General features: G+C 44.7%; 15 protein-coding genes. 12 read left to right on the forward strand and 3 right to left on the reverse strand.

Annotated features, from left to right (window positions below; all coding sequences use genetic code 11):
* Positions 1-108: 108 nt before the first annotated feature.
* The 7 genes from ACE04G_RS14915 to ACE04G_RS14945 all read left to right on the forward strand — a co-directional run bounded on the left by ACE04G_RS14915 (position 109) and on the right by ACE04G_RS14945 (position 8,350).
* Positions 109-879 (forward strand): ABC transporter ATP-binding protein, encoded by a 771-nt coding sequence (locus tag ACE04G_RS14915; RefSeq protein WP_221819586.1) that lies wholly within the window; start codon positions 109-111, stop codon positions 877-879.
* Complete coding sequence (locus ACE04G_RS14920; protein WP_221819585.1) at positions 854-2,812, forward strand: ABC transporter permease; 1,959 nt, start codon at positions 854-856, stop codon at positions 2,810-2,812. The genes ACE04G_RS14915 and ACE04G_RS14920 overlap by 26 nt, the downstream gene beginning before the upstream one ends.
* Positions 2,813-2,985: 173 nt before the next feature.
* On the forward strand, positions 2,986-4,431 hold the full coding sequence (locus tag ACE04G_RS14925) for a 4-hydroxyphenylacetate 3-hydroxylase family protein (protein ID WP_221819584.1): 1,446 nt from the start codon (positions 2,986-2,988) through the stop codon (positions 4,429-4,431).
* Between the two features lie 234 nt (positions 4,432-4,665).
* Positions 4,666-5,373 carry a response regulator transcription factor gene (locus ACE04G_RS14930; RefSeq protein WP_221819583.1) on the forward strand — a complete coding sequence of 236 codons (708 nt, stop codon included), beginning with the start codon at positions 4,666-4,668 and terminating at the stop codon, positions 5,371-5,373.
* Complete coding sequence (locus ACE04G_RS14935) at positions 5,351-6,808, forward strand: sensor histidine kinase (protein ID WP_221819582.1); 1,458 nt, start codon at positions 5,351-5,353, stop codon at positions 6,806-6,808. The genes ACE04G_RS14930 and ACE04G_RS14935 overlap by 23 nt, the downstream gene beginning before the upstream one ends.
* A gap of 35 nt (positions 6,809-6,843) precedes the next feature.
* Positions 6,844-7,923, forward strand: a complete 1,080-nt coding sequence (locus tag ACE04G_RS14940) for an AI-2E family transporter (RefSeq protein ID WP_221819581.1) — start codon at positions 6,844-6,846, stop codon at positions 7,921-7,923.
* 28 nt (positions 7,924-7,951) lie between these two features.
* A complete protein-coding gene (locus ACE04G_RS14945) occupies positions 7,952-8,350 on the forward strand; it encodes an Asp23/Gls24 family envelope stress response protein (protein ID WP_221819580.1) in 399 nt (132 codons plus the stop codon).
* Positions 8,351-8,419: 69 nt separating this feature from the next.
* Here the strand turns inward: ACE04G_RS14945 and ACE04G_RS14950 are convergent, their stop codons facing one another.
* Complete coding sequence (locus tag ACE04G_RS14950) at positions 8,420-9,265, reverse strand: AraC family ligand binding domain-containing protein (protein ID WP_221819579.1); 846 nt, start codon at positions 9,263-9,265, stop codon at positions 8,420-8,422.
* 201 nt (positions 9,266-9,466) lie between these two features.
* On the opposite strand from ACE04G_RS14950, the gene ACE04G_RS14955 reads away from it, so the two are divergent.
* From ACE04G_RS14955 to ACE04G_RS14965, 3 genes are all read left to right on the forward strand, one after another.
* Positions 9,467-10,471, forward strand: coding sequence for an aldo/keto reductase (locus ACE04G_RS14955; protein WP_221819578.1), 1,005 nt, complete (start codon positions 9,467-9,469; stop codon positions 10,469-10,471).
* Between the two features lie 267 nt (positions 10,472-10,738).
* Positions 10,739-12,331 (forward strand): acyl-CoA synthetase MbcS, encoded by a 1,593-nt coding sequence (gene mbcS / locus ACE04G_RS14960; RefSeq protein WP_221819577.1) that lies wholly within the window; start codon positions 10,739-10,741, stop codon positions 12,329-12,331.
* 243 nt (positions 12,332-12,574) lie between these two features.
* Positions 12,575-13,819 (forward strand): aminopeptidase, encoded by a 1,245-nt coding sequence (locus ACE04G_RS14965; RefSeq protein WP_221819576.1) that lies wholly within the window; start codon positions 12,575-12,577, stop codon positions 13,817-13,819.
* Positions 13,820-14,138: 319 nt separating this feature from the next.
* On the opposite strand, the gene ACE04G_RS14970 is transcribed toward ACE04G_RS14965, so the two are convergent.
* Positions 14,139-14,597 carry an AraC family transcriptional regulator gene (locus tag ACE04G_RS14970; RefSeq protein ID WP_221819575.1) on the reverse strand — a complete coding sequence of 153 codons (459 nt, stop codon included), beginning with the start codon at positions 14,595-14,597 and terminating at the stop codon, positions 14,139-14,141.
* A 166-nt stretch (positions 14,598-14,763) separates the two neighbouring features.
* Between ACE04G_RS14970 and ACE04G_RS14975 the strand changes: the two genes are divergently transcribed.
* Positions 14,764-15,924: a leucine-rich repeat domain-containing protein gene (locus ACE04G_RS14975; protein WP_221819574.1), complete on the forward strand. Its 1,161-nt coding sequence runs from the start codon at positions 14,764-14,766 to the stop codon at positions 15,922-15,924.
* A 231-nt stretch (positions 15,925-16,155) separates the two neighbouring features.
* Here ACE04G_RS14975 and ACE04G_RS14980 read toward each other — a convergent pair whose 3' ends face one another.
* Positions 16,156-16,788, reverse strand: a complete 633-nt coding sequence (locus ACE04G_RS14980; protein WP_076214767.1) for a nitroreductase family protein — start codon at positions 16,786-16,788, stop codon at positions 16,156-16,158.
* Between the two features lie 130 nt (positions 16,789-16,918).
* Here ACE04G_RS14980 and ACE04G_RS14985 point away from each other — a divergent pair, with 130 nt between their 5' ends.
* On the forward strand, positions 16,919-17,158 hold the full coding sequence (locus ACE04G_RS14985) for a hypothetical protein (RefSeq protein ID WP_260632639.1): 240 nt from the start codon (positions 16,919-16,921) through the stop codon (positions 17,156-17,158).
* Positions 17,159-17,218: the final 60 nt, after the last annotated feature.

Consider the following 17,218-nt stretch of genomic DNA (forward strand, 5'->3'; position numbering starts at 1 on the left):
CGATAGACTATAGTCATAAGAGTACAGGAAAGGCCACGCACAATACGCATGCACACAGCATGAAAGTAACTTGATTTTGAATTCATATATCACTAAGGAGTTGTAACCATGGAGATTTGTTCTGTGAAACAGATCAGTAAAATCTACAAAGGCATCGTATCTTATGAAGCGTTATCAGGTATTGACCTCAGTATTCAGGAAGGTGAGTTTGTTGGCATCATGGGACCATCGGGTAGTGGCAAAACAACACTGCTGAACATGATCTCAACCATTGATCACCCAACATCAGGCGAACTGCGGATTGCAGGGAAGAATCCGTTTGAATTGGATCAGGACGAACTCGCGCTGTTCCGGCGCAAAGAACTTGGATTTGTTTTTCAATCATTCAATCTGTTAAATACACTGACAGTCAAGGAAAACATTGTGCTGCCACTGACTCTTGACGGTGTTTCGCTAGCAGAGATGAACACTCGTGTTGAACAGCTGGCAAGCAAGCTGGGGATCGAGGGTATTCTGAACAAACGGACATATGAGATATCAGGAGGACAGGCACAACGTACGGCCGTTGCCAGAGCGCTTATCCATTCCCCGAAGCTGATTCTGGCCGATGAGCCAACAGGCAACCTGGATTCGAAGGCGGCAAGAGATGTCATGGAGATTCTCGAAACTCGCAATCAGGAGGATCAGGCTACGATGCTGCTGGTCACTCATGATGCTGTAGCAGCAAGTTATTGCAGTCGGGTTGTCTTTATCAAGGATGGCAAACTGTATAATGAAATTCACTACGGCGATAATCGCGCAGCCTTTTACCAGAAGATTATTAATGTATTATCCCTAATGGGAGGTTCAGGACATGAATTTTCGCCAGTTCGCCATTAATAACGTTGTTCGCAACAAACGAATTTATCTGGCTCATTTTCTGAGCAGTACATTTTCTGTTATGATCTTTTTTACTTACGCATTGCTCCTGTTCCATCCTGATTTGAAAGCAGGGTTAAAGGGATCAAGTGGGACGGTTACGTTGCTTGCGAATCAGGGGTTTATGATTGCAGAGATCATTATATTCATCTTTTCATTCCTGTTCCTGCTCTATTCCGTTGGTTCATTCCTGAAGACACGCAAGAAGGAATTTGGTATTTTCCTGATCATTGGCATGACACGTAAACAGATGAACCGGCTTCTGTTTATGGAGAACATGTGTATCGGATTAGCTTCCATCATTACCGGGATCGGACTCGGAATTATTTTCGGCAAATTGATTCTGCTGATCTGTGGCTCCATGCTGGCTGTTGAGAACAGCCTTCGATTCTATTTCCCGCTAAAAAGCATTGCCCTGACGGCAGGTGCATTTCTGCTGCTGTTTGTTGTAATCGCGATGTCATCATCCTTGCTCATCCGCAAAGGAACTCTCATTGACCTTGTGAAATCAGAGGAAAAACCGAAACCGGAACCCAAAGCATCACGTCTGCTCGCCTTGTTATCGGTATTGTTAATTGGCGGGGGTTATGCAGGAGTATTCACTTTTGTATGGATAAGCTTCTCCTTTCCGTTATTACTTGCAAGTGTCGTGGTTGTTATTGCAGGTACGTACTTTCTGTTCACACAGCTCAGTGTATACATCATTCGGGCACTGAAAAGAAATCCAAGGTTGTTTTTCCGTAAAACCAATCTGCTCTTCCTATCTGAACTTACCTATCGAATGAAAGATAACGCCATCATGTTTTTCATGGTAAGTATCATTTCAGCTTCTTCATTTACGGGAATTGGCACCATGCTTGCTATTGCTGACCCGGGGTTGTCGTCCATGTCGAATCCATACGCATTCAGTTATATGAATAACTGGGATACTCCCAACTCCGAGCGACATATTCGGCAGATTGAAGAAACGTTGATTGATCATCAAGTTCCCTACGTGAAGGGCAGTTATGCTCCTATAGGTGAAAATAATAATGGGAAGATTATCAAACTGAGTGATTATAACCGTCTTGCGAAGGCACTCGGGTATGAAGAACGTACGTTGAAACAGATCGATGAGTCATTTATGACACCAAGTAATTTGGCGATGCGCAAGGAGTACCGTGAACAGGTTGAACAAGGAGTCTCGGGAGGAAAGGTCAATCTGGAGGTTGATAATCAGCGCGTGCCTGTCCAGCTATCGACACCTGGTACCGAGATTGTGATTCCTTTTCAATATGAAATTTATCTTTACGTCGTAACCGACGAACTGTTTAATAAGATGAGACCTGCGTACAACGAAGAAGTTGGCATGCCTGAAGGGTTCTATTCGATGCGAACGATACAATTTATCGTGAAAGATTGGATGGGTACACGCAGCTTTGCTCCTGAATTGATCAAATCCATTCAAGATGATCATTCCGAAAAAGGTTATTACGAGGTCAGCGCGCTTGTGGTGGATTGGCTTAATTCCAAGCAGACCAATGGCATCATTCTAATTTTGAGCGGTCTGATCGGCATTGTTTTCTTCACCTTTGCAGCAAGTTTCACGTATTTCAGACTTTACGCAGATCTAGAACGGGATGAAGCGCAGTATCGCATGATTGGCAAAATGGGACTGAGTCGTCCCGAACTCCGTAAGATCGTAACAAGGCAGCTATTGCTTATGTTCTTCCTGCCGATTCTGGTGGCGGTCATCCACAGTTCGGTTGCTTTTGTGGCGTTGCAGCAACTAGTTGATTTCTCGGTCTTTGGATACAGCCTGCGCATCTTCTTGGTGTTTGCTTCCATGCAGATTTTGTATTTTGCACTCGTGCGCTGGCGGTATCTGCGTCACATGTATTCCAAATTAGTCTAAAATAGCATGGCCCAACAGACACCGGACTCATCGCTCGGTGTCTGTTGACTTTTCTAGCTAAGGCACAGTACTATTTCATTAGATACAGAATGTATCATTACATAGTTTCTCAAGCAGTTAGAAGGATGGAGTTACAGAAATGTCAGGCCGGTGCCTGAGAGGGAGGACATATCATGAGTATCACGATGTCTCGTGGACAAGCTTACATTCAACGTTTGAATGATGAGCGGAATGTATGGCTGGACGGAGAGCGTATCCAGGTAACTGGGCATCAGGCCTTTCAGGGAACACTTCAAACCATAGAAGGTTTGTTCAATCTGGTGGATGACCCGGAGACAAGGGAAACCGTGGCCTATTGGGACGAACAGACGGGAAGTTACGTGCATCGCTCTTTTCTTGTGCCTCGTTCAGTTCCTGACGTGAAGAGCAGGGCGGATGCTTTTCGGCTGTGGGCCGATCGGACGTATGGGGTGATGAGCCGATTGTCTGATTATGCCCGATCCAGGCTGACGGGTTGGTATGCAACACGACATGAGATGACAGCGCATGACCCGGCATTTGCAGACAAAATATCGGATTATTTTGCCCAAGCCAAACGAAACGATGCATTCCTGACAATTGTCCAGCGGGACCCACAGATTAATCGTTCCTTGCCTGTTGGAGAAGATGAGGATGCCATGCTGCGAATTGTCAAAAGGAATACGGAGGGCGTTGTGATACGCGGGGCCAAAATGGTGGCAACAGCAGCGCCTTATACGGATGATATCATTGCTTATCCCGTTCAACGAATTCCAGGCCACCTGCCAGAGCTGGCCCATATGGTAATCGTAGCCGCGGACAGTCCGGGCTTGCACATGATGTGTCGTGAATCTTTTGCCACAAAAGATACAGATAAATCACATCCACTCAGTGCGCAGTATGATGAGATGGATGCTGTATTATTTTTTGACGATGTATTTGTGCCCTGGGAACGTGTATTACTGCACAATAACCCAGAAGCCGTATGGCAGATTCGCTGCAATACAGCTTCTGCCAGTCTGGCCTATCATCAGAGTGTCATTCGATTACACTCGAAACTGGAGTTCATTACAGCCGTGACCTCATCCATTGCCAAGGAGATCGGGGTGGACTCTTTCCTGAATGTGCAGGAACAACTTGGAGAGCTGATCAGTCAGATGCAAACCATCGAGGGACTGATTATTGCTGCTGAAGCACAGTCCAAGCCGGACGCATTGGGCAACTGGCTGCCGGAATTCAAATATATTGAAACCGCACGTAATCTGGGCAATCGCTATTATCCCCGCGCGGTGGAGATTTTGAAGACCATTGCTGCGGGTGGTCTGATTCAGATTCCTTCGGGTACGTTTGAAATGAATGAAATGATGGGTTCCATGATTGGCAAATATCTTGGTGGAGTAACGATGCAAGCCCCGGAGAAGATTCGACTCTTTCAACTCGCATGGGAGCTGACCGGAAGTCCACTCGGAGCAAGGCATGATCTGTATGAACGTTTCTACGCGGGTGATCCTGTGCGCAATCGGGCGAACCAATATGTGCAGTATGACAAGGAACGTTTATTCGGAAAAGTGGAGCCGTGGCTACGTTCGCTTAAGGACTGATCTGATGATCTAATACAAATGCTCCGAATGAAGATTGAAAAGCCTGAATGAAGAACGAAAAGCTTGAATGTAGGCTGAAAACAGCCCTATTTTAGTTAATGCCTTGGCCTGAGCCAGGGCTCTATTTCTATTTATTTAGATTATCTTTAGAAATGATTTAGGTTGAATTAAGAGACGTAGTATATAGTAATAATGTAGAGATAGGCATAGAGTATAGGAAATGAGAGGAATAACATGAGATACACCGTATTGATTGCAGATGACGAACCAGAGATTGTTGAACTGCTTCAACTATATCTGGAGAAGGACTATACCATTAAGACTGCGGTGAATGGAGCCGAGGCATTACAATGCATACGTTCAACACAGATCGATCTGGTCATACTGGACATCATGATGCCTGTAATGGATGGATTGCAGTTGATCAAACAGATCAGAGCCACATATCACATGCCTGTACTGTTCCTATCTGCTAAAAGTCAGGATCACGATAAAATCCTTGGATTGGGACTTGGGGCAGATGATTATATCGCGAAGCCATTCAACCCGCTTGAGATTGTCGCCAGAGTAGAGGCGTTGCTCAGAAGAGTCAATCATTTTGATGCAACGGAGATCCCCGCAGCGAAAGAACAGAATCTGGTTTTAGGTGATCTGATGCTGGATCGATCCCAATGTATCCTTTTTCGTTCAGGAAGTCCTGTAACATTAACCTCTACAGAGTATAAAATTATGGAATTGTTGCTTGATCAACCTGGCCGAGTGTTCACCCGTAAAAAAATATACGAAGCGGTCTGGGGCGATTATTATGCGCACGAGGACAGCACGATTATGGTACATATCAGCAACATTCGGGAGAAGATCGAGCGTGACTCCAGACAACCGGAATATCTCAAAACGATAAGGGGACTGGGATACAAAATTGAAGCGCCCATGGAAAGCTAGAGAAAAGCGACTGCTGCAGACATCCCTGACACTGGATTTCTTGCTGTTCAACTTCTTTTTGCTGTTACTGGTATTGATTGTGTACCTTATGGTTTCACTGGATGTCGTGGATTTTCGCATTTCGGATCAGGTAGTTGATCCCGATCTGAATGTTGAAGCCCACGTGTATGTGGAAGAGCTGGAGAACGAATTTTACTCCGGTGGAGGTTCGGTGTCGAAAGGCAAAGACACAGAGATTCAACGTCTCAAGGACAGCGGTGGCTGGATTGAGATTCTGGATGCGAATCGCAATGTCATTCGTCATGTGGGAGACAAGCAAGATGCGTTCACCCAATACAGTGAAGCCGATCTGTATGATGGACTGGAAAATCGGAGTGACCAGGAATACTATTATTCGATCACTCCTCTCTCGACAGAAGGAGCGGCAGCGTATGTACTGCTCAAAATCCCGCGTGATCTGGTCAGCGTGCGAATAAATGATAATCAGTTGATTACCAATCTGAAACATCCATTATCCTTTTACATTATGATTGGCATCGGTTTGGTTTTATTGTTGATCTTTGTCTACAGCTACTGGGTCGCACGGAGAATCAAAAAACCACTCAGCATCCTCTCCTCGGGTCTTACGCAGATGATACAGGGGAATTATAGTACGCGGATGTCGATCTCAGCCGAGAGGGAATTTGTTCAGATAGGTGAGACCTTCAACTACATGGCGGATGTCATTGAGAACACCTCTGCGGAGAAGCGTTACGCCGAAGAGAGCAAGCAGCGACTGATTGTAGATTTATCACATGATCTGAAGACACCGATAACATCCATACAGGGGTACGCTCAGGCTCTGGTGGAAGGACGTGGAGAGGACAAGGACAGGCAGCAAAGATATCTGGGATACATCTATAACAAATCTGTTCAAGTTGCACGCATGATACAGAATATGCTGGAGTTGCTTAAGGTGGATTCGCCCGATTTTCGCATGCATATTCAGAGAAGAGAGATTGGAGAATTCCTGCGCGAGATTATGGCAGATACCTATGGGGAGATTGAACAGAAACAGTTTGTCCTTCATGTCCTTGTTCCTGATGAGGTGATCTACGCGAGGTACGATCCGGAGCTGTTATCCAGAGTCATCCAGAATCTGATTACCAATGCTCTGTCTTATAATCCAATCGGGACCGAACTGCGCGTCGAACTCATTCCGCTTCATACCCATGTGGTGATAGAGGTGGCAGATAACGGAGTCGGCATACCTCAAGAACTATGGTCAACGATCTTTGACCCGTTTGTACGAGGGGATGAGGCGCGGACAGCGACCGGAGGCACCGGACTTGGTTTGTCCATCGCACGACGTAATACGGAGAAAATGGGCGGACGGCTGATCCTTTCCCGGCGTGGGCGAGAGACCACCGTGTTTACCATTGAGATTCCAAATTAAACAAGAGAAGAAATGTCCATGTGGAGGGAAATATTTTGTTCAAAGTAAATACGTTTGTCCGGTTCAGTATTGCACTGGCGCTGATATTGGTTAATATCTATTTATTATCACGTGTGAGCTTCATCTTTCAGCCGCTCGTCACCATGATCACGGTCATTACCGTGCCGATGATGTTGTCGGTGTTCTTTTATTATCTGCTTCGACCGCTTGTGAATTATATGGAGAAAAAGAAAATAAATCGCACGCTAAGTATTTTGCTAATCTATCTGGTTATTGCTATTCTGGGAGTGTTCTTCATCATTGGGTTATGGCCATCGTTACGTGAGCAACTGATCAATCTGGTTGATAACGCGCCGAATCTGATCAATTCATTAAGTGAACAGCTGAGAGAGCTGGAGCAGAATGGTGCCATTCAGGCCTTGTTCCCTGAGGGCTCGACACCTTTCTCCCAGATCACGGAGTATATCAACAAAGGATTTAACTTTGTAACTAACTATGTAAGTGGATTTTTCTCACTTGTTTCCAGTTTTGCGATCATCTTGTTTACACTACCAATCCTTTTGTTCTATATGCTGTTACAAGGCGAGAAATTTGGACGTAAATTGGCACATATCGCTCCAAAACGTTTCCAAAATGACAGCCGTGAAGTCGTAATTGAGATTGATCAGGCGCTGAGTGGTTTTATTGTGGGAAGAGTTTTGGTCAATCTGGCACTGGGTGTACTGATGTATATCGGTTTCCTCATCATTGGACTGCCGTACGCATTACTGCTCACGGTGATCGCGGTTATTATGAACTTTGTTCCGTTTATCGGAGCGATTGTGTCGTCCGTGCCTATTGTGATCATGGGTCTAGTGGTCTCACCATCGGTTGCCATCTGGTCCCTGATTATTATTCTTGTCGCTCAGCAGATTCAGGACAACCTGGTTGCACCGTACGTATTCGGCAAAAAGCTCGATATTCACCCGCTCACGACCATCATTTTGGTATTAGGTGCAGGGGACTTGGGTGGAATTATTGCCATCCTGATTATTATCCCGGTTTATATGATCGTTAAAATTCTTTTGGTTCGAATCTATAACATGTTCTTCAAGGACAAATGGCAGAATGCATAGAATTTAATTATTCGAAGGAGTGGAGCACATGTCTGAAATTATCGAAAAACAATACAACGAACCTGAATATATCGCACCTCAATCTGTTCAAATGGGTACCATTCACATCTCGAACGATGTGTTATCCAAGATCGTGGGGATGGCCGCTCAATCAACGGCTGGCGTATCCTCCATGTCCGTTGGACTGACTGAAGGGATTGCCAAGAGTATCAGCGGCAAGAGTCTGCAAAAAGGGATTGACGTACACGTCAAAGACGATCAGGCAACCATCCAGCTGCGAATTAATATTCAATATGGCAACAAGATGCACGAGGTTTGCCGTGAACTTCAACATAATGTTCAACAGGCTGTAGAACAATTAGCCGGCGTCATGGTCAATGAAATCAAAGTGCAAGTTGTTGGCATATCCATGCCGGAGATGGTATAAACAAATGAAAAGAATGTAAGGAATCACGACTGTAAGGATAAACGATTGGCACAAACAGCACCTTCCCAATTAACAACTTAACTGGGAGGGTGTTGTTTTATGTTTGCGATAATAGGTGGGCGCTTCGCCCATCACTTTTTTGAACATTTTGGAGAAAAGCAATTGATCCGTATAGCCCACAGAACGGGCAATATCACCAATGGTCAGACCGGGATCAAGCGTTAGTTCGGCTGCCCTGCGCATCCGATAATGGACCAGATAAGACTGAATACTGCTTCCCATCTGGTCCTTGAACAGAGAGCACAGATAACTGCGCTGCAAACCGACATGGGCCGCGATGGACTGAACGGTAATGGCATTGGCATAGTTCATTTCAATGAAGTCCATTACCTGCGTTACATACGTTTCCTTCGAATAATCCTGCATGGGTTGAAGATGCTCTGAATTAGCCTGATCAATCAAAATAGAGAAGAATTGATACAGCAAACCAGTCATGCTAATCTCCCAGCCTTTGTGGGTATTGCGGGAATTGATCATTCGGTGCAGGCAGGATCGCATCTCGTCATCCTCATTACCCAACTCAAAAATCGGGTGATGCTCGGACAGACATGCTTGCTGTAAAAAGGAAGAACTATTGCTGCCTTGAAAAGCAACCCAGCTGTATTCCCATGGATCATCCTGATCTGCTTCGTAATGCACGACGGAATGCGGAACGATCAGAAATCCTTGTCCTTTGTGCAGGGTATACGTTTTGCCACCAACTTCGAAGGTGCCTTTGCCATTCAAAATATAATGAATTTTATAATAGTCTCGCATGGCAGGGCCAAAGTGGTGACCTGGTGTACAGGCTTCCGTGCCATAATGAAGGAGCTGAAGCTCCTGAAAATGATTGTTTTTGAACATATACGTAATCAAGGGTATTCACTCCTGTACGATTTCGTCTCATCTTGCATTTTAACATACTACATATCTGAAAATATTAAGAATATAACAATAGTATATATAGATAACAATCATTTTTCCATATGATTATAGCGAAATGCCATATCGTTTATCCAGGAAAATGTCTAAGATGAAAAGGAATTCAACAAACCTTACAGGAAAGTGAGAATAACGATGCCCTATACTGCGAGCGAACAACGATATGATGAGATGAAATATGTGCGTTCAGGCAAATCCGGAATCAGACTGCCGCAAATTGCGCTGGGTTTATGGCAGAACTTTGGTGGCAACCGTACATTGGATATTCAGGAAGAGATGATTTTGCGTGCCTTCGATCTCGGAATTAACCATTTCGATCTGGCGAATAACTATGGTCCACCTCCAGGATCAGCCGAAGAGAACTTTGGTGTGATTTACAAAAAACATCTGCGTCCTTATCGGGATGAACTGCTTATCTCGTCGAAGGCAGGCTATCACATGTGGAGTGGACCTTACGGCGAGTGGGGCTCCCGCAAAAACCTGATTGCCAGTCTGGATCAAAGTCTTGGTCGGATGGGACTGGATTATGTGGACATTTTCTATCATCACCGTCCAGATCCGGACACGCCATTGGAAGAAACGATGACGGCGCTGGATCACATCGTGCGGCAGGGTAAAGCACTGTATGTGGGCTTGTCCAATTATAATGCAGAACAGACGCAAGAAGCGGTAACCATTCTCCGTCGTCTGGGTACGCCATGTCTGGTTCATCAGCCAAACTACTCGATGCTCAATCGTTGGATTGAAGACAGTTTGCAGGACGTACTGGATGAGCAGGGCGTAGGTTCAATTGCATTCTGTCCGCTCGGCCGCGGTCAGCTGACGAATAAATATGTTGACAAGATCAAGGCAGAACGAGCCAATCCAACAGGCAATTTGAAAAAAGAAGCATACACAGACGAACGGATTGCCAAGTTCGATGCGCTTCAGGCAGTTGCCGAGCGAAGAGGGCAGACGATCTCCCAACTGGCTCTGAACTGGATTTTGCGTGGTAACCGTGTAACTTCTGCATTGATTGGTGCAAGCCGTGTGTCCCAGATTGAAGAAAATGTAGCTGCGCTCAGCGCACCTGACCTGACAACGGAAGAGTTGAATGAGATCGAAAGCATTTTGGACGGAATGGGTAATTATCCGTGGTAACATACACAGTATAGCTGTTGTGAAAATTGTAGTTAGGTAAAATTAATGTAATATAAATGAAGAAATGAAATGGCGCCTACCTGATCAATCAGGAAGGCGCCATTTTGTATATGTCATTTTCTTTATAGGATAAGATCTATTATAATAGTTCATTAATTGACCTGTGTTTATTTTTTCAGAATGAACCTAGTTCATAGCACCTGGTCCTAGGATTTAGGGTATAATATATAGAAGCTATACAATTGAACTACGAAGGAGAGGCTCCATTTGAACTTTGAACAGTGGATTTCGCCTGAAAGCTATAACCTGACATCCGAGATGGAGAATCATCCATCAGACCGGATTGCACTTAGATGGCTCAGCGATCAACGAGAATTGGAAGAGATCACGTATGGTGATTTATTCAAGCAGGCGAATCGTCTTGCTGGAGGATTGCGTGAACTTGGACTAGAGAAGGGTGATCGGGTGTTGGTCATGGTACCACGCCGTATTATTGCCTATGTCATTTATATCGCTTGTCTGAAACTGGGGATTGCCGTTATTCCTTCCTCCGAGATGTTACGGGCAAAAGATCTGGAATATCGTCTGCGTCACTCTGAGGCGCGGGCTGTTATTGTATGGTCCGAGACGACCTCAGAAGTAGAAAAAATGGACGCGGATCTGCCGTCACTGGCACATCGCATCGTGGCATCACCGAATGGAGAAGTTAGCGTACCTGCTGAAGGTTGGGTCAATGTGCATCAGTTAATGCAGAATCAACCCGATGAGATGGCTGCGGTGGAAACACACCGTGATGATACGGCTATCCTTGCTTATACTTCGGGTACAACAGGTAATCCCAAAGGAGTTGTACATAGCCACGGTTGGGGATATGCCCACCTGCGGATTGCTTCTTCATTATGGCTGGATATTCAACCTTCAGATACCGTATGGGCAACGGCTGCACCTGGCTGGCAAAAATGGATCTGGAGCCCGTTCCTGTCGGTACTCGGAAGAGGCGCGACTGGCTTGGTCTACAATGGATCATTCCAGCCCAAGCGTTACCTGGAACTGATGCAGGAACATCAGATTAATGTCCTTTGCTGTACCCCAACGGAATATCGGTTGATGGCCAAAGCCGATGATCTTGGACATTATGACCTGTCTCATCTGCGCAGTGCAGTTTCAGCAGGTGAACCGCTCAACCAGGAAGTTATTGAAATCTTCCAGCGTCACTTCGACCTGACCATTCGGGATGGATATGGACAGACTGAGAGCACGTTGTTAATCGGCAGTCTCAAAGATGCGCCTGTACGTATTGGTTCCATGGGTCAGTCGATTACACCTGGCTTGATTGAAATTATTGACGAAGAGGGACAACTTGTTCCTCCGGGTGAAGTAGGAGATATAGCGGTACACAAAGAGATGCCGGCCTTGTTCCGTGCCTATTATCAGGATGAGGGACGGAAGGAAGCGAATCAGCGTGGCGATTATTTTGTAACAGGGGACCGTGCACGTAAAGACGAAGAAGGTTACTTCTGGTTTGAAGGGCGCAGTGACGATATCATCATCAGTTCGGGTTACACGATTGGACCATTCGAAGTGGAAGAAGCACTCATGAAACACGCCAGCGTGAAGGAATGCGCGGTGGTTGCAAGTCCGGATGAGATCCGTGGCAATATTGTTAAAGCATTTGTTGTACTGCGAGATGATTCACTGGCTTCACCAGAACTGATGCGTGAATTGCAACACCACGTCAAAGAAATTACAGCACCTTATAAATATCCACGTAAGATCGAATTCGTTACGGATCTGCCAAAGACCAACTCTGGTAAAATCCGCCGGATCGAGTTACGTGAACAAGAAAAACGTAATGGTTAAATCGTTTTGTATAAATGAAATTTTAGATATTAAGCCTGCGTAATGAAAGAGAAGGAATCGATTCTGCAGAAGCGATAGCGGTCGTATTTGTCTCCAAATTTTAACCTTTGAAAATACGATGAAGAAAATTTGGAGACAACGACGATCTAAAGAACGATCCTTCGCTGTAACGGCCACTCAACAGATCCGAAGTCAATTTCCAAACCGATGCCATTAATATATTAAAATGGAGTGAATACAACTATGAGTCAATTTGAACAAACCTTTGAAAAGTCATTGGAACAATACGCAGAACTTGTTGTTAAAGTTGGCGTGAATATTCAAAAAGGACAGGATCTGCTCGTTACTGCACCGATCGAAACGCTTGAATTTACACGTCTGATTGTGCAAAAAGCCTATGCGGCTGGTGCAAACTATGTACAGGTGGACTTTGATGACGACAACATTACCCGCAGTCGTTTTGAACATGGTTCCAATGACAGCTTCGACTATTATCCAGCCTGGAAAGCGGATATGATGGAGAATTTTGCAGCAGCAGGCGGCGCTACCCTGACGATCAAAGTTCCAGATCCTGAACTGTATAACGGAATTGACTCCGATAGCGTTTCCCGTGCTACCAAGGCAGCTGCACACGCACGTCGCGGATATGCCAAATACACACGCAACCATGAAATTAGCTGGTGTCTGATCAAGGCCCCGACCAAGGCTTGGGCGAACAAAGTATTTGCCGACATCCCGGAAGAAGACCGAATCAACGTGATGTGGGAAACCATCTTTAAAATGAACCGTGTAGATGGCGGAGACGCTGTACAAAATTGGAGAGAGCACCTGAATACCTTGACTGCAATGGGAGACTTGTTGAACAAAAAGAACTATAAGAGCCTGCACTACCGTGCGCCAGGTACAGACTTGAACATTGAATTGGTCCACAACCACATCTGGGGTGGCGGTGGTAGCGAAAATAAACAAGGTGTATACACGGTCGCCAATATGCCGACTGAAGAAGTATTCACCATGCCTAAGCGCAGCGGAGTGAATGGGTATGTTAGCAGCACCATGCCTTTGAACCTGAACGGGCAACTGGTAGACCAGATGAGAATCACATTCAAGGATGGACAGGTTGTAGCGTTTACGGCAGCATCTGGTGAAGAGCATCTGAAGAACCTGTTTGCTACTGATGAAGGTGCACGTTATCTGGGTGAGGTCGCACTCGTACCACATGACTCTCCGATCTCCAATCTGAATCGCATTTTCTACAATACGGGTATTGATGAGAATGCATCTTGCCACTTGGCTGTGGGAAGTGCGTATCCATTCAACATGAAAGATGGCACAACCATGTCGAACGAAGAGTTGCTGAAGCATGAGTGCAATGTGAGCTTGACTCACGTTGATTTCATGATCGGTTCCGCTGAACTGGATATCGATGGTGAGTTACAGGATGGTACAATCGAGCCGGTATTCCGTAAAGGCAACTGGGCATTTTAATTTCTAATCTAGTTATATAAGTTGAACTAAAGATTATTTACACTGACACTACGATGACAGAATAACCTTCCAATCGCTGTTATCCCCAGAATTTTTTTGATTCCCTTTTCCGAAGGGGAAAATCCGGGGATAGCGTATGCTTCCGATGCAGCTTTCTTTCAGAAAGCTTTTAGGCGAACGCTTCGCTTTTTCAGGTTTTTTCTGTCCTCTCCGTTATCGTGTAAATGATTAGTTCAACTTAAATAGTAGCAGTAATATTACTGAACGAAAAAAGTGACTTCAACTTGAAGTCACTTTTTTCGTTTCCTCGTAACATGGGTTACACAGGTTTCACAGGCACACATATCTCGCAATAATGCTGATTGAGCAGTTCCCAACGATATCGTTCTATAACCGGCTTGTTGTCCATCCGATAACCACTTGTTTGTAAATGAGGGATGATCACATTCCATGCATGCTGAATATCTTCTGCGGTGTGCTTCACCTTACAGATGAGATAATCTCCGCCTGATAACTCGCCAATCTCAACAAACTCATCTTCCAGACGTTCAGATTCAGTGATGACAATACAGGCATCATATCTACATTTCTCGGGCGGTGTGGTAGTTGGGTCATCTTGGGGTATACCCAGTAATGTTGCTGATTCATGAAGCAATTGATTTTTGTCCGCCCATTGTTTCAGCGTATTCATCGCTTGAGCATTGGTTGGACCGTAAGGACCAACTTGTCGAACATAGGCGATACGATATGACGGGAGGTTTTCGATAACCATTTCCATGAAAATCTTCCTCTCTGTATGGTTTTCTCTTACATGTTGGATGCTAACATGGTATAAAAGAATTTGCTTAGGAAATTGTTGAATCCCGGCGACGAAACTCATAGAATAGTGATAATATGTTGGAAGACTGTTCCAATAGAGCAAAACGAGAGGGGAGGCGTTAGACATGGATATTACTTATGCCTTCACGGATGAACGTTTCAGGCAAGTTGTGTTGGAACGTTTTTGTGATCAGCGGGATTTCATTCAGGAGAGTGACGTTTGTGAGGTTGAGATATTGCAACTTTCCAATCACAATATTAGCAATCTTGATGGAATTGAATATTTCAGGGATCTTCAAGAGTTGGATTGTGCCTATAATCAATTGACAAGTGTGGATTTAGCTCAGAATCACAAGCTGAGAATATTACGTTGCAGAGAGAATCAACTTCTTACACTGGACCTCAGTCTCCATTCGGAATTGCAGGTGCTGGACTGCAGCTTTAATCGACTTCGAAAATTAGACCTTTCTCATAATTCCAAACTTATAACGGTGGAGTGTCATTGGAATATGTTGTCGAAGCTGGCTTCGGAGCCCCTTGAGCAGTTGGAGGAACTTAGTTGCAGTTATAACGCTCTTTTCTCACTTGAACTTGAACACAATAAGCAACTGCGGCGACTTGATTGCGCCAACAATTACATGTTGGAACTTGATGTAACAAGTTGTCCAAACTTGATTGAACTTCGTTGTAACCACAACCATATCAAACAGTTGGATTTTCGTTCAAATATGGTTTTAGAGAGTGTCCGTTGTTTTAACAACCATATTAGCAAGCTGAATATTCGCCATAACATGCAACTAAAAGAGTTGTACTGTTCCGAGAACAAATTAACTGAGTTGGATTATAGCGCTAATCCCAAGCTGGAAAGACTGCAGTATGCAGATAATCTAATGTTTGAATCCAATCATGAAGTTCCGGGTATGGGGTTGTTTCAGTATGACGTCTCGATGTCCAACTATCAGATGCGCTTACTTACTCAGGATAAAGAACTGGTAGTCACTGCACAGGTTTCAACCAAGACAGAGATGGAAATATTGTCCCTATATATGGAAGAGACGTGGAAACGGTGGGACATGCTAGGTGAGCAGGCACTTAAAACCATTGCCGAGGCTCATCCGGACGAAGATATCAATGCATTGATTTTGGCTGATGCAGAATTTCAGGGAGATCAATATTTCCGATTGGGTTATGATGCGGGGGATACACCTGCTGGTCGACTGTACATATATGCGGAGTTTGACGATGAATTTCACATGTTGGATACGTTGATCTATGAAACGTATTAAAGCCACGAGATCGTGGCTTTTTTGCTGTGTTGAACTAAAGATTATTTACACTGACACTACGATGACAGAACAACCTTCCAATCGCTGTTATCCCCAGATTTTAATTCCATTCCTTTTCTAAAGGGGAAAATCCGGGGATAAAGGCGCACGCTTCGCTTTTTCAGGTTTTTTCTGTCCTCTCCGTTATAGTGTAAATGTTAGTTCAACTTATATAATTTGTTATATTATATGTTATTCAGCGTGCATTTTGTTGAAGCTAACATATTCGTTAATCGGTTTACGGTAACCGCGTGGGCGCTGTTTGGCTTCCGACTTTTTGCCGATGGTGATCAGCATAACCGGTACGTAATGGTTAGGGATTTCCAGACTCCGTTGCAGTTCTTCCGAGTCAAAGCCAATCATTGGACAAGTGTCCCATCCGCGATCCTGAGCGATCAGCATCAATTGCATGGCAGACAGGCTGGCATTGCGAATCGCATCCTCACGTTGGAAGAATCTGCCGCGAGATTCGTAAAATTCGGTGACACTTTGGGATTCCTGCTCGTATTGGAACGGAGTAAGAGCGCCTAGGTTCAGCAGGCCTTCGTTAATCGTGCGGATATGGTGATGAGCGTTGACGTCGCCCAGTACCACGATGACCGCAGAAGCTGTTTTTACCTTATATTGCTGGGAAGCTTCATAGACTTTCTCTTTCTGTTCCTCGTCTTTAATCACAAGATAGTGCGTGTGTTGCAGATTAAAGGCAGATGGTGCAAATTTGTTCAGGGCAAACATTTCTTGCAGTTCCGAATCCGAAATTTCAATTCCTTCTTCAAAAATAACGGCCGATCTACGGTTTTTGACCAGATTCTCCAACTCACTCATGGTAGTTTCCCTCGCTTATGTATGATTTATAAACTGACTATAACACACTTAGTTACTTTATGTAAGTATTATTTTAGAATAAGACAAGGATTGTCTGCCATACGCTAAAATAAAACACTAGAGGTGATTCATGAAAGCATTGATCGCAAGGTATATGGGAGGACATGACCCTCATGAATTTCGGGTATATGTAATCCAATCTTCGACGTTAAAACGTTTTGTAGTAGTGGAGATTATTCTAGGCCCCATCGTGTACAATGTCGCACTTTATTTGTGCCAAAATGCAATACTGGCTGGAGTAGGCTCTTGGGCTGGAACAGAAGGTCTGAAGAGACTGCCACTGGTCTTCAGAAAAATCGTTGGGACATGATGAAGTGTGTAAATGAAAAATTGAAGCAGAAGAGGGCCAGTTGCGGCCCCATCTTCTCCT

It is taken from the genome of Paenibacillus sp. AGC31 (assembly GCF_057334655.1).

Excerpts from the sequence above, each read along its gene's own strand:
- ACE04G_RS14915 (WP_221819586.1), top strand. The coding sequence starts at position 109 with ATGGAGATTTGTTCTGTGAAACAGATCAGTAAAATCTACAAAGGCATC.
- ACE04G_RS14920 (WP_221819585.1), top strand. The coding sequence starts at position 854 with ATGAATTTTCGCCAGTTCGCCATTAATAACGTTGTTCGCAACAAACGA.
- ACE04G_RS14925 (WP_221819584.1), top strand. The coding sequence starts at position 2,986 with ATGAGTATCACGATGTCTCGTGGACAAGCTTACATTCAACGTTTGAAT.
- ACE04G_RS14930 (WP_221819583.1), top strand. The coding sequence starts at position 4,666 with ATGAGATACACCGTATTGATTGCAGATGACGAACCAGAGATTGTTGAA.
- ACE04G_RS14945 (WP_221819580.1), top strand. The coding sequence starts at position 7,952 with ATGTCTGAAATTATCGAAAAACAATACAACGAACCTGAATATATCGCA.
- ACE04G_RS14955 (WP_221819578.1), top strand. The coding sequence starts at position 9,467 with ATGCCCTATACTGCGAGCGAACAACGATATGATGAGATGAAATATGTG.
- ACE04G_RS14965 (WP_221819576.1), top strand. The coding sequence starts at position 12,575 with ATGAGTCAATTTGAACAAACCTTTGAAAAGTCATTGGAACAATACGCA.
- ACE04G_RS14970 (WP_221819575.1), bottom strand. The coding sequence starts at position 14,597 with ATGGAAATGGTTATCGAAAACCTCCCGTCATATCGTATCGCCTATGTT.
- ACE04G_RS14975 (WP_221819574.1), top strand. The coding sequence starts at position 14,764 with ATGGATATTACTTATGCCTTCACGGATGAACGTTTCAGGCAAGTTGTG.
- ACE04G_RS14980 (WP_076214767.1), bottom strand. The coding sequence starts at position 16,788 with ATGAGTGAGTTGGAGAATCTGGTCAAAAACCGTAGATCGGCCGTTATT.
- ACE04G_RS14985 (WP_260632639.1), top strand. The coding sequence starts at position 16,919 with ATGAAAGCATTGATCGCAAGGTATATGGGAGGACATGACCCTCATGAA.